This window comes from Bosea vestrisii (assembly GCF_030144325.1).
GTDB classification, from domain to species: Bacteria; Pseudomonadota; Alphaproteobacteria; order Rhizobiales; family Beijerinckiaceae; genus Allobosea; species Allobosea vestrisii_A.
The window spans coordinates 137,929-150,029 of sequence record NZ_CP126307.1 but is presented as its reverse complement, the minus strand read 5'-3'; the positions used below and the strand labels follow the sequence as shown (position 1 = coordinate 150,029).

The 12,101-nt window shown below is 65.5% G+C and carries 11 protein-coding genes and 1 pseudogene; 5 read left to right on the top strand and 7 right to left on the bottom strand.

Annotated elements, in window-relative coordinates:
- Positions 1 to 159: 159 nt before the first annotated feature.
- Positions 160 to 561: a hypothetical protein gene (locus QO058_RS00710; RefSeq protein WP_284169851.1), complete on the bottom strand. Its 402-nt coding sequence runs from the start codon at positions 559 to 561 to the stop codon at positions 160 to 162.
- 358 nt (positions 562 to 919) lie between these two features.
- On the opposite strand from QO058_RS00710, the gene QO058_RS00705 reads away from it, so the two are divergent.
- Positions 920 to 1,120 carry a hypothetical protein gene (locus tag QO058_RS00705; RefSeq protein ID WP_284169850.1) on the top strand — a complete coding sequence of 67 codons (201 nt, stop codon included), beginning with the start codon at positions 920 to 922 and terminating at the stop codon, positions 1,118 to 1,120.
- 75 nt (positions 1,121 to 1,195) lie between these two features.
- Positions 1,196 to 1,477, top strand: coding sequence for a hypothetical protein (locus QO058_RS00700; protein WP_284169849.1), 282 nt, complete (start codon positions 1,196 to 1,198; stop codon positions 1,475 to 1,477).
- 10 nt (positions 1,478 to 1,487) lie between these two features.
- Here the strand turns inward: QO058_RS00700 and dprA are convergent.
- From dprA to panB, 6 genes and pseudogenes are all read right to left on the bottom strand, one after another.
- Positions 1,488 to 2,701: pseudogene (gene dprA, locus QO058_RS00695) on the bottom strand (DNA-processing protein DprA).
- Positions 2,702 to 3,325 carry a glycerol-3-phosphate 1-O-acyltransferase PlsY gene (plsY, locus tag QO058_RS00690; RefSeq protein WP_284169848.1) on the bottom strand — a complete coding sequence of 208 codons (624 nt, stop codon included), beginning with the start codon at positions 3,323 to 3,325 and terminating at the stop codon, positions 2,702 to 2,704.
- 30 nt (positions 3,326 to 3,355) lie between these two features.
- A complete protein-coding gene (gene pyrC, locus QO058_RS00685; RefSeq protein ID WP_284169847.1) occupies positions 3,356 to 4,660 on the bottom strand; it encodes a dihydroorotase in 1,305 nt (434 codons plus the stop codon).
- Positions 4,653 to 4,895, bottom strand: coding sequence for a hypothetical protein (locus QO058_RS00680; protein ID WP_284169846.1), 243 nt, complete (start codon positions 4,893 to 4,895; stop codon positions 4,653 to 4,655). Before QO058_RS00680 ends, pyrC begins: the two co-directional genes overlap by 8 nt.
- A gap of 5 nt (positions 4,896 to 4,900) precedes the next feature.
- Positions 4,901 to 5,845, bottom strand: a complete 945-nt coding sequence (locus QO058_RS00675; protein ID WP_284169845.1) for an aspartate carbamoyltransferase catalytic subunit — start codon at positions 5,843 to 5,845, stop codon at positions 4,901 to 4,903.
- Positions 5,846 to 5,909: 64 nt separating this feature from the next.
- Complete coding sequence (gene panB / locus QO058_RS00670) at positions 5,910 to 6,731, bottom strand: 3-methyl-2-oxobutanoate hydroxymethyltransferase (protein WP_284169844.1); 822 nt, start codon at positions 6,729 to 6,731, stop codon at positions 5,910 to 5,912.
- 324 nt (positions 6,732 to 7,055) lie between these two features.
- On the opposite strand from panB, the gene topA reads away from it, so the two are divergent.
- The 3 genes from topA (at position 7,056) to QO058_RS00655 (ending at position 12,018) form a co-directional block, all read left to right on the top strand.
- A complete protein-coding gene (gene topA, locus QO058_RS00665) occupies positions 7,056 to 9,704 on the top strand; it encodes a type I DNA topoisomerase (RefSeq protein WP_284169843.1) in 2,649 nt (882 codons plus the stop codon).
- Positions 9,705 to 9,947: 243 nt separating this feature from the next.
- Entirely contained in the window at positions 9,948 to 11,180 is a 1,233-nt protein-coding gene (locus tag QO058_RS00660) for a HAMP domain-containing protein (RefSeq protein ID WP_284169842.1), read from the top strand.
- Entirely contained in the window at positions 11,089 to 12,018 is a 930-nt protein-coding gene (locus QO058_RS00655) for a methyl-accepting chemotaxis protein (RefSeq protein WP_284169841.1), read from the top strand. Before QO058_RS00660 ends, QO058_RS00655 begins: the two co-directional genes overlap by 92 nt.
- Positions 12,019 to 12,101: the final 83 nt, after the last annotated feature.

Here is a 12,101-nt window from a genome sequence, read left to right as displayed (position 1 = left end):
TTTCTCCAAGGTCGACAAGGCGATGGCCCCAATATCGGGGCCAATTGTTGCCGCACGCCGTGAAAAGGGCCGCTGCCGTCGAGTGACGGAAGCGACCCTTTAAAGCCTAAGCAACAGGCGTTCAGAATTGATTAAGGCTGTTTTTCCACGAAGGACTGATCAGCGGTAGCTGCCGCCGGCCGGATCGCGGATGTTGTCGGGATAATAGCCGTAATGACGCGGCGCGTAGTAGCGTCGCGGCGCGACGTAAACCGGCTCGTCATAGCCATAGCCGTCATCGTAGCCATAGACCGGCTCGGCATAGGCGGGCCTGCTGGCGGCAATCGCCGCAGCGCCAAGGACGCCCAGACCCACACCAGCTGCGATCGCGGCACCGCGATTGCTGCCGCGCCAGCCACGGCGATAGTACTGCGAGTAATCGGCCTGCGCCGCATCGAGCCGGCTCTTGTCAAAGCCGACCGCGCGGGTCTCACCCGCCATTACGGGCGTTAGGCCTGCTGCCAGAACGCTGCCGGCGACGGCGAGCGTCACAAGGAAGCGGCTCTTTCCGAAATCTGACATGACATTCTCCTGTCGGCGGATATCCGCCTTGACGCCCGATCTAGCCCGCAGCGGTTGAACCGGGCCTGAACCAATCGCGGCTAAATTGCGATCAGGAAGAACGCCTCAATGGAGAAAGAGTTCCTTTTCGAGGAATTTTATACACGCAGTGATTGCATTCCCGGGGGACGAGTAGCAAGAATAGCTCTGTCGAACACCGGTTCGTTTCCCAAGGGCTGATGCAACCACGAGGGCAGACGACATGAGAAAAGCAACGTCACGGAAAATCAAGGAGGATAAAATCTATCCGGATGACAATCGCTTACCCAGAGTTTCCCGTATAGGCCGCAATGCCGTCGCCTCGCCCGGACCGCATAGCATGGACGCACTCGCGCGGATGCAACTGGAAGTTGCTTCGTATATCGAGGAGATCAGCATCGAACTCGGCGCCATGGCGCGGGCAGCGCAACTCAGCAGCCTCGCCTATTTTGTCGACATGACCCGGCTTGAGGCCGCGATCAATCGCCGAACCTGCCAGCTGCAGCTCGGCGAACCCACCGATCCCGACAAAACACCTTAGCTGAACACGGGTCTTTTGCAGATTATTAAATCATAGGTTGCACAACTAAAATATGACAACTTAAAAGGAGCGCCCATGCCGGCTTCTCCGACGTCTTATGCTTCCACCGACTTTATGGTGTCTGGAAGCCTGCAGCCGCTCAACGAGCCCGAAGCGTTGGCGCTGCAACTCCTTGTCGAGAAACGAGCACGCCAACGCGATCTGCAGCGCGACATTGCCGTCAAGGCGGGAAAGATGCTTGCCGAACTCGGTACGCAGGCCCGCGCCGCCGATCTCGACCTGCTCGTCACCTTGCTGGAGCTGGCAGCCGCGGAGGCCGAGCGCGAGTGCGACCGCTGGGGCGAAGCGGCAGGCTGACCCGCCATGCTTACGCCAGCCGCGAGAGGGCTCCGCCAACATGGCGCTGCACCACGCCCTCCAGCTCCAGCTCGAGCAGGATTCGACTGACCTCGCGCGCAGGCTGACCACTTGCGCGAACGAGATCGTCCATCGCGACTGGCGTCGAACCGATGAGATCGAGCAATCGCAGACGTGGCACATTGCCAGCTTGCGCGGCCAGCGTTGTCCCCATTTCCTCCCCGTTCAGCTCGGCTTTCGGCGCCGGCAGCACCTCCGGCAGATCGAGCTCATCCCAAAGCGCCTCTTGCCGGCGCCCCGGTCCGCCGTCCTCGCGAGCGAGAATGGGCTCCAGCCCGAAGAGGTCGCCGCGCTTCAGCATCGGCGTCAGTGCGTCGACGATGTGGGCGGACTCGGCGCAGAGGATCGCGCCTTCGCGAATCAGATGGTTACCGCCCTCGGCGCGCGGATCGAGCGGTGAGCCCGGCACGGCGAAGACCTGGCGGCCCTGCTCGTTGGCGAAGCGGGCGGTGATGAGGGAACCGGACTTGCGCGCCGCCTCGACCACCACCGTTCCGAGCGCCAGGCCCGAAACAAGCCGGTTTCGTCGCGGAAAATCGCGCCCGCGCGGCGCCCAGCCAAGCGGCATTTCGCTCAGCGCCGCACCGTGTTCGCGGATGCGTTCCAACAGTGGGATGTTCTGCGGCGGATAGACTTCGTCGAGCCCCCCGCCAGCACGGCAATCGTGCCGCTCTCCAGACTCGCTTGATGGGCAGACGTGTCGATACCACGGGCCAGGCCGGAGACCACGATGAAGCCGGCCTCACCCAGTTCACGCGCCAGGGTCGCCGTGAATTTCAGCCCCGCCGCGGAGGCGTTGCGCGAGCCGACCAGCGCGACGCACGGTCGGTTCAGCACAGCTGGATCACCCTCGACCGCGATCAGCGGCGGGGCCGAATCGATCGCCTGCAGCGGCACGGGATAGGTGGCTTCGCCGAGCGCGATCAGCTGAACGCCACGCCGGCGCAGCGCCTCGAACTCCCGCTCCGCCTCGGCGGGCGTGCATAATCTGAGCGTACGCCCGGCCTGACGGCCGATATCCGGCAAGGCGGCGAGTGCTCCGGCCGCCCCGCCGAAGCGGTTGACCAGGGTGCGGAAGGTGCGTGGGCCAATGCTCTCGCTGCGTATCAGTCTGAGCCAGTCGAGGCGTTGCCGGTCATCGAGAACGAAACCGGCCATCGACATTCAGTCCTTTTGTCCGATCTTGCCTTCGCGGCCGGCCAGCAGCCTTGCAATGTTTTCCCGGTGCATGAACCAGAGCAGCAGCGTGAGGATGGCCATCAGCCCGGCTGCCTGAGGATCACGAATCCAGAACCAGAGCAGCAGCGGCGTCAGCAGGCTCGCAATCAGTGCCGAGAGCGAGGAGTAGCGGGTCAGGTAAGCGATGCTGATCCAGACCGCGGCGAAGATCAGCGCGATCGACGCCTTCAACCCGATCAGGATGCCGAGGAAGGTGGCGACGCCCTTGCCGCCCTTGAATCGCAGCCAGACCGGGAAGAGATGGCCGAGAAAGGCGCCAAGACCGGCTGCGAGCGCCGCGCTCTTGCCGCCGAGCAACCAGCCGGCAAGCAGGACCGCAGCCGTGCCCTTCAGCATGTCGCCGATCAAGGTCAGGGCCGCGAGCTTCTTGTTGCCGGTGCGCAGAACGTTGGTCGCGCCGATATTACCGGAGCCGATCGTGCGCAGATCCGGACCGCCGCTCAGCCGCGTCAGGATGATGCCGAAGGGAATCGAGCCGAGCAGATAGCCGAGGACGAGCGCGGCAAGCCCCATCGGGCCTGAAAACGCCCAATCGAACGCCTCAGCCATGCAACCTCCCCTGCCCGTCCTGCTGCGAGCTTACGCAGCTTCGCCGCGATACACCACCCGGCCACCGACCCAAGTCGCCTGCACCAGCCCCTGCAGCCTTGCCTCGTCGAAGGGCGAGTTCTTGGCGCGCGATTTGAGCTTGCGCTTGTCGACGACGAAGGGCGCGTCGATATCGATCAGCGCGAGGTCGGCCGGTGCGCCTGGCATCAGCCGGCCGCAGCCGAGCCCGAGCAAATCGGCCGGCCGGCTCGATAAAGCGGCGAACAGTGCCGGCAGGCCGATCTGCTCGTTGTGATAAAGGCGCAGCGCCGCCGACAGCAGCGTCTCAATGCCGAGCGCGCCGTTGGCGGCCTCGGCAAAGGGCTGACGCTTGGTCTCGACATCCTGCGGATCGTGGTCGGAGACGATCACGTCGATCAGCCCCTCGGCCACCGCCTCGATCATGGCGAGCCGCTCGCCCTCGTGCCGCAGCGGCGGCGAGACCTTGCAGAAGGTGCGGTACTCGCCGACGTCGTTCTCGTTCAAACAGAGATTGTTGATCGAGACGCCGCAGGTGACGGAAAGCCCGCTTTCCTTGGCCCGGCGGATCAGTTCGAGCGAATCCGAACACGAGATCATGGCGGCGTGGTAGCGGGCGCCGCTGGCGCGAGCGAGACGCAGGTCGCGCTCCAGCATCACCGTCTCTGCCTCGTGCGGGATGCCCGGCAGGCCCTTGCGGCTGGCGAACTCGCCCTCGTTCATCACGCCATCGCCGCGCAGGTCGGGATCCTCGACATGGTTGATCAGCAGAGCGTCGAAGTCGCGGGCATAGATCATGGCGCGACGCATGACTTGCGGGTTGCGCACACCGTTGGCGCCGTCGCTGAAGGCGACTGCGCCGGCTTCGAGCAGCAGGCCGAACTCGGTGATTTCCTTCCCGGCCAACCGTTTTGTCAGCGCCGCCGCCGGCAGGACGTTGACGATCGCCTTGTCGCGGGCGCGGCGCTTGATGAAATCGATCACGGAGGGATCGTCGATCGGCGGATCGGTGTCGGGGCGGCAGATCACCGTGGTGACCCCGCCGGCCGCAGCCGCTTGCGACCCAGTCCCGAGCGTCTCGCGAAACTCGGCGCCTGGCTCGCCGAGGAAGGCGCGCAGATCGACGAGGCCCGGCGCGAGCACGAGGCCCCCGGCCTCCTCCACCTCGATGCCCGCTGGCAGCTCCGGGCGATCGCGGCCCCAGTGGATATCAGTGATCAGACCATCGCGGATCAGGATGCTGCCCGGGCCCTCACGACCGGAGGCCGGATCGACCAGCCGTGCGTCGACGATCGCAAGCCCGCTGCTTTCAGCCATCGCTACGCTCGACCCCGTTCTTGCGCTCGCGGCGCTGCGTGAAAACGTAACTCCAGAACCCGACCAGCCCCCAGATGCCGACGCACAGGAGCCCGCCGAGAAGCGCGATCAACCAGGTCCAGGCGGAGCGCGGCTCGGCGTACGCGAAGCCGGCCACGACGACGAGATAGAGGCCAACGAAGACGATCCGAGCCCGGCGCATCTGTCGCAGCAGCCAGGCGAGGAAGAGCTCCATCCGGCTCAGCCATTGGGCAAGTGCTGCGCGAGCGCATCGAGCACCGCCATGCGAACGGCGACGCCCATCTCGACCTGCTCGCGGATCAGCGACTGCGCGCCGTCGGCCACCTCCGAGGAGATTTCGACGCCGCGATTCATCGGGCCGGGATGCATGACGAGCGCATCCGGCGCCGCCAGCGAGAGCTTGTCGCGATCGAGGCCGAAATAGCGGAAGTATTCTTTCGAGGACGGAACGAAGGCGCCGTTCATGCGCTCGAGCTGCAGGCGCAGCATCATGACGATGTCGACGCCCTCGAGCCCCTTCTTCATATCGCGGAAGACCTCGACGCCCATGCGCTCGACACCGGTCGGAAGCAGGGTCGAAGGCGCGATCAGGCGCACCTTGGCGCCGAGTGCATTGAGCAGGATGATGTTGGAACGAGCGACGCGCGAATGCACGATGTCGCCGCAGATCGCGACGGTCAGCCCGGCGATGCGGCCCTTGTTCCGGCGGATGGTCAGCGCGTCGAGCAGCGCCTGGGTCGGATGCTCATGCGCGCCGTCGCCGGCATTGACCACCGAGCAGTCAACCTTGCGGGCGAGCAGGTTGACCGCGCCGGCCGCATGGTGACGGACGACGAGGATGTCGGGCCGCATCGCGTTCAGCGTCGCGGCTGTGTCGATCAGCGTCTCGCCCTTCTTCACCGAGGAGGAGCTGACCGACATGTTCATCACGTCGGCGCCGAGGCGCTTTCCGGCAAGCTCGAATGAGGCCTGCGTCCGCGTCGAGGGCTCGAAGAACAGGTTGATCTGGGTACGGCCGCGCAAGGTCGCGGTCTTCTTCTCGATCTGGCGCGAGAGCGCGACATAGGTCTCGGCGCGCTCAAGCAGAGCCTCGATATCCAAATGAGACAGCCCCTCGATCCCGAGGAGGTGCCGGTGCGGATAGAGCGGTGCGGTCGCTGTCATTTGAAGACCGCTGTTTAGGGGCGAGTCGTGGCCAGCGCAAGGCAGCGCGCGCTTTCCTTGTGGGTCACTCCGCCTTCAAGGCATAGACATGCTGCTCGCCTGGGAACTGGCGGCTGCGCACCTCGGCGGCATAGACCCGCACCGCCTCGCGCGCCTGCCCGGCTAGATCGCCATAGGCCTTAACGAATTTCGGCACGCGGCCGGTGAGGCCGAGCATGTCGTCGAGGACAAGAACCTGGCCGTCACAGGCCGCTGAGGCGCCGATGCCGATCGTCGGGATCGCGATCCGGCTGGTGATTTCCGTCGCCAGCGGCTCGGCGACAGCTTCGACCACCAGAGAGAAGGCGCCGGCATCGGCAATCGCCGTTGCATCAGCGATGAACGCCGGCCATTCAGCCCTGCTGCGCCCTTGCGCCTTGCAGCCGCCGAGCGTGTTGACCGCCTGCGGCGTCAGGCCGACATGGCCCATCACCGGCACGCCGCGCTCGACCAGGAAGCGTACAGTCTCAGCCATTCTGGCGCCGCCCTCGAGCTTCACAGCTCCCGCACCGGTCTCTTTCAGCAGCCTGGCGGCGTTGCGGAAGGCCTGCTCCCGGCCTTCCTCATAGCTGCCGAAGGGCATGTCGATCACGACGAGCGAGCGCATCGTGGCCCGCGTCACGGCCTGGCCATGCAGGCTCATCATCTCCAGCGTCACCGGGACAGTGCTGTCGAGGCCGTAGACGACCATGCCGAGCGAGTCGCCGACCAGCGTGACGTCGGCGACCTCATCGACGATCCTCGCCATCGGTGCAGTATAGGCGGTCAAGGCGACGAGCGGCGCGCCGCCCTTGCGCCCGCGAATATCGAGCGAGGTCAGCCGGGTTGTCCGGTTCTGTGACGACATGCTCAGTTCTCCCGCCGTTTAGCGCCAAAATGGCAACGGCTGGTGACGTAGCCTGACCGCCCTTCGCCGAAAAGTAGAATCGGGTTTGACAGGACTGGCCGCGTGAACCACTTTCGCGCGCAATCCCGAACCGCTATCAACGCGCCCCGCGCCAAGTTCGGCGAGGTTGGCACGCTAGAGCCCGTTCCGATCGCCTGCCCGGCAGGCTGATCGGTCAAACGGTCTCTTCTGAAAGTGAGAGACGGATTCACCGATCAGGAAATCGACCTGATCGGCTCCGGCTTTCGTGCCGCCCCGCCACTTGCCTATGAGATCGAAAGCGTCATGAAGCTCCTCATCGTCGAGTCGCCGGCCAAGGCCAAGACGATCAATAAGTATCTCGGATCCGATTACGAGGTCATCGCCTCGTTCGGGCATATCCGCGATCTGCCGGCCAAGGACGGCTCGGTCGATCCCGAGAACGACTTCGCCATGCTCTGGGAAACCGAGGGGCGCGGCGCCAAGCAGGTCGCCGAGATCGCGCGGGCAGCCAAGAACGCCGAGAAAGTCATCCTCGCAACCGACCCGGATCGCGAGGGCGAGGCGATCTCCTGGCATGTGCTCGAGGCACTGAACCAGAAGCGCGTGCTCAAAGGCATTCCTGTCGAACGCGTCACCTTCAACGCGGTCACCAAGGACGCGGTACAGAAGGCTCTGGCCAATCCGCGCCCGATCGACCAGGCGTTGGTCGACGCTTACCTCGCCCGCCGTGCCCTCGATTATCTCGTCGGCTTCACGCTCTCCCCGGTGCTCTGGCGCAAATTGCCGGGCGCGCGCTCGGCCGGGCGCGTGCAATCGGTTGCGCTCAGGCTGGTCAGCGACCGTGAGCGCGAGATCGAGGCCTTCCGAGCACGTGAATATTGGTCGCTGATCGCGACGCTCGCGACCGCCAGCGGCGCGACCTTCGACGCGCGCCTCAGCGGCGCCGACGGCAAGAAGATCACCCGGCTCGACATTGGCACGGGCGATGAGGCCGCGGCTTTCAAGGCCGCGCTGGAGACTGCGCGCTTCTCGGTCGCCGAAGTCGAGGCCAAGCCGGTCAGGCGCCACCCCCAGCCGCCCTTCCAGACCTCGACCCTGCAGCAGGAGGCCTCGCGCAAGCTCGGCATGGCGCCGGCCCGCACCATGCAGGTGGCGCAGCGGCTCTATGAGGGCGTCGATATCGGCGGCGAGACCGTCGGCCTGATCACCTATATGCGAACCGACGGCGTCGACATGGACGGCTCGGCGATCGTGGCGGCGCGGCGGGTCATCGGCAAGGAATTCGGCGACAACTACGTGCCGGACGCCCCGCGCAAATACACGGTCAAGGCCAAGAACGCGCAGGAGGCCCACGAGGCCATCCGCCCGACCGATCTCGGCCGGCTGCCGGCCATGGTCGTGCGCCATCTCGAGCCGGAGCAGGCGAAGCTCTACGAGCTGATCTGGAAGCGTACCATCGCCAGCCAGATGGAGTCAGCCTCGATCGAGCGTACCACGGTCGATATCGCGGCCCAGGTCGGCGCCCGCGCGCTCGAACTGCGCGCCACCGGCCAGGTCGTGCTCTTCGACGGTTTCCTGACGCTCTATCAGGAGAGCCGCGACGACGAAGAGGACGAGGACAGCAAGAAGCTGCCTGCGATGAAGGCAGGCGATCCGCTGGAGAAGCGCGGCATCGCCGCCGACCAGCATTTCACCGAGCCGCCGCCACGCTTCTCGGAAGCCAGCCTGGTCAAGCGCATGGAAGAGCTCGGCATTGGCCGGCCCTCGACCTATGCCGCGACGCTGGCGACGCTGCGCGACCGCGAATATGTGCGGATCGAGAAGAAGCGGTTGGTGCCCGAAGACAAGGGCATGCTGGTCACGGCGTTCCTGGAGAGCTTCTTCAAGCGCTATGTCGAGTTCGACTTCACCGCCAGCCTGGAAGAGAAGCTCGATCTGGTCTCCAGCGGCGATGTCGACTGGAAGGTATTGCTGCGCGAATTCTGGGACGAGTTCACCAAGTCGATCGGCGAGACCAAGGAACTGCGCGTCGGCGACGTTCTGGAAGCGCTGAATGGCATCCTGGGCGAGCACGTCTTCCCACCACGCGCCGATGGCGGCGACCCGCGCAGCTGCCAAGTCTGCGGCACCGGCACGCTCTCGCTCAAGCTCGGCAAGTTCGGCGCCTTCGTCGGCTGCTCGAACTATCCGGAATGCCGCTTTACCCGCCCGCTCAGCGCCTCAGCCGCCGAGGGGGATGGTTCGGCCGAAGGCGGCCAGACCCAGAACGGCGTGCGCATCCTCGGCAAGGACCCGGCGACGGATCAGGAGGTCAGCGTTCGCGATGGCCGCTTCGGCCCCTATATCCAGCTCGGCGAGGGCGAGAAGCCGAAGCGTTCGAGCCTGCCCAAGGGCGAGACCGTCGGTTCGCTGACGCTGGAGAAGGCACTCGCCCTGCTCTCGCTTCCGCGCGAGGTGGCGAAACATCCCACGAGCGGCGAGCCGATCCTCGCCGGCATCGGCCGCTACGGGCCTTACGTCCAGCACGGCAAGACCTACGCCAATATCGACAAGGCCGACGACATCCTCGAAATCGGCGCCAATCGCGCCATCGACCTGATCGTCGCCAAGGAGAGCGGTGCGGGCGGCCGCCGCTTCGGCAATGCCGCAGCGACACCGGGACGCGAGCTCGGCGAGCATCCGCAAGGCGGCAAGATGGAAGTCCGGGCCGGCAAATACGGCCCCTATGTCGCCTGGGGCAAGGTCTACGCCACCCTGCCGAAGACGATGGCGCAGGAAAGCATCACCGTCGAGCAGGCGATCGAGCTGGTCAATGCCAAGGCCGCGGCTGGTGGCGGCGCCAAGGCCAAGACGAAAGCGCCTGCCAAGAAGCCGGCAGCCGCCAAGAAGGCGCAGGCGAAAGTGAAGCCGAAGAGCGCCAAGCCCAAGAAGGCGAGTACCGCCAAGGACTAGAGCACTTGCCGTCCTACCTGCCGGCGTCATTCTGCCCGCAGCGAAGCGGAGCGCTGGAATCCGTCATAGAATTCCGGCGCCCGTCGATGGACTCCGGAGCCGCGCGGGTAAAGCCGCGTGTCCGGAATGACGCTTCAACCGATTGAAAAAACGGCCTAAGGCCGATCACGGTTAACTCCGGATTCAAGCCCTCTCGTTACGTTGCAGCGCCGCAAACGAACTAGCGGCCTGCGAGGGGACATCATGAAATCCATCAGGACCCAGATTCTGGGGCTGATCGCGATCGTCGCGGCCGGCGCCTTGGTAGCACTCGGTTGCGCATTGCTGGCGATGACCCGCATCGACACGATGAACGAGCGCTCATCACAGCAAAACCATGTTGCCCTCGCCGCGGAACGGCTCAATGCCGCAGTCAATCTCGTCGTGGCTGATTCCTATCTCGTCTACACTGCCCGCAACCCGCATTTCGCCGGGATTGCGGCGACAACCGTCGAGGGCGGCCTGACTAAGGTCGAGGAACGCCGCAAGGACCTCGCCAAGCTCGTTCCCGCCAGCGAACGCGAGCGCATGGAGAAGATCAGCGGGCTCATCGCCGAGTTCACCGGTATCCGACTCGAGACGACGCGCATGGTTCGCGAGATTTCGGCCCGCGCCGCCGAAGCCTGGGGCAACAGCGACGCCAGCAAGAAGAACCGCGCGACGCTTCAGGAAGAACTCACCTCGCTGAGCAGCTTCAACGAGGCGCATGCCAACCAAGTTGATGCGGAGGCGAGCGCCTTCTTCGAACAGGTTCGGATCTGGCTGCCGGTCGCGCTCATCGTGGTGCTCGGCGTCGCCATTTTCGGCGCGCTGGCCTTCTCCCGGCGCTCGATCATTCGCCCCTTGGTCGACCTTGGCGGGATGATGAGCCGCCTGACCGCGGGCGACACCCAGATCGAGGTGCCGCACACCAAGCGACGGGACGAAATCGGCGAGATGGCGCGGGCCGTTTCCGTGCTGCGCCAGAGCACCGAGCAGGTTGCCCTGTTGCAGGAACAGGAGCGTGCGGCCGCCGCGGCGCGTATTCGCTCGGCCGATGCGATGGCCTCGGTGGTGTCCGATGTCGGCGAGGTCGTGGCGGCGGCGGCCGCCGGCGATTTCTCGGCGCGCCTGCAGATCGACCATGGCGACGAGCAGATGCAGCAGTTGGTTGCCGGGATCAATGAGATTAACGCAGTGGTCGACAATGCCACGACAGAGTTCGTCGCGGTGCTGCAGGCCCTGGCCGCCGGTGATCCTGACCAACCAGGTGCCGACCGCCTATCGCGGGCGCTTCGCCGAGCTGAAGGACGCGATCAACGAGACGATGTCTCGCCTGTCCTCGACGGTCAGCACGATCCAGACCATGTCGGCGGATGTCGGATTGTCGGCACGCGAGATCAATACGGGCGCGGACGATCTCTCGAAGCGGACCGAAGAGCAGGCCTCCTCCCTTGAAGAGAGCGCCGCGACAACGGAGCAGCTCGCTGCATCGGTGAAGGCAGCCGCGCAGGCCGCCCAGCAGGCGGTTCGCCAGGCCGGACAGGCCATGCAGGTCGCCCAGGACGGCGGCAACATTGTCACCGACGCAGTTTCGGCCATGACGCGGATTGAGCTGGCCTCGAAGAAAATCTCCGACATCATCCGGGTGATCGACGACATTGCCTTCCAGACCAACCTGCTGGCGCTGAATGCGGCGGTGGAAGCGGCCCGCGCCGGCGATGCCGGCAAGGGCTTCGCGGTGGTGGCGAGCGAGGTTCGTACGCTGGCGCAGCGTTCGAGTGAGGCGGCCAAGGACATTTCCGGACTGATCTCGTCCTCCAACAGCGAGGTCGAGGCCGGCGTAAAACTCGTGCGCCAGGCCGGCGATGCACTCACGCGCATCGTCGAAGCGGCGGGAAGCGTCCAGGCGACCGTCTCGGAGGTCGCGGCCGCGTCGAGCGAGCAGGCCAACGGCATCGAGGAGATGAGCCAGACCGTCGCCCATATGGACGAGATGACTCAGGCCAACGCTGCGCTGGCCGAGCAGAGTGCCGCCTCCGCCGGTGCGCTTTCGAGCAAGATCAGTGAACTCAACGCCCTGGTCGCCGGCTTCCGGACCAGCGAGAGCACTGTTGCCCACTCGCGCCAGCCGGCTGCATCCGAGCCGGAACGGCTGCGTACGCTGGCGGAAGCCGCCTTTGCTCAGCAGCAGCCCATGCCGCGCCGCGAGCGCGCAGCGCCCGCTCGCGTTCCCGCTCCGGCCCGCAAGGTCGCCAATGCCCGCGGCGGCGACGCCGGGTGGGAAGAGTTCTGAGAAAGGCCGACGCACCGAGCGCCTCGGTAATTCCACCGCGCAATCTACGGCTGGGGGGCGAGCTTCGCGCTAGCCCCCCTTTT

Bases quoted from the DNA above. Each gene is read 5' to 3' on its own strand.
- QO058_RS00710 (WP_284169851.1), bottom strand. From the start codon at position 561: ATGTCAGATTTCGGAAAGAGCCGCTTCCTTGTGACGCTCGCCGTCGCC.
- QO058_RS00705 (WP_284169850.1), top strand. From the start codon at position 920: ATGGACGCACTCGCGCGGATGCAACTGGAAGTTGCTTCGTATATCGAG.
- QO058_RS00700 (WP_284169849.1), top strand. From the start codon at position 1,196: ATGCCGGCTTCTCCGACGTCTTATGCTTCCACCGACTTTATGGTGTCT.
- plsY (WP_284169848.1), bottom strand. From the start codon at position 3,325: ATGGCTGAGGCGTTCGATTGGGCGTTTTCAGGCCCGATGGGGCTTGCC.
- pyrC (WP_284169847.1), bottom strand. From the start codon at position 4,660: ATGGCTGAAAGCAGCGGGCTTGCGATCGTCGACGCACGGCTGGTCGAT.
- QO058_RS00680 (WP_284169846.1), bottom strand. From the start codon at position 4,895: ATGGAGCTCTTCCTCGCCTGGCTGCTGCGACAGATGCGCCGGGCTCGG.
- QO058_RS00675 (WP_284169845.1), bottom strand. From the start codon at position 5,845: ATGACAGCGACCGCACCGCTCTATCCGCACCGGCACCTCCTCGGGATC.
- panB (WP_284169844.1), bottom strand. From the start codon at position 6,731: ATGTCGTCACAGAACCGGACAACCCGGCTGACCTCGCTCGATATTCGC.
- topA (WP_284169843.1), top strand. From the start codon at position 7,056: ATGAAGCTCCTCATCGTCGAGTCGCCGGCCAAGGCCAAGACGATCAAT.
- QO058_RS00660 (WP_284169842.1), top strand. From the start codon at position 9,948: ATGAAATCCATCAGGACCCAGATTCTGGGGCTGATCGCGATCGTCGCG.
- QO058_RS00655 (WP_284169841.1), top strand. From the start codon at position 11,089: ATGTCGGCGGATGTCGGATTGTCGGCACGCGAGATCAATACGGGCGCG.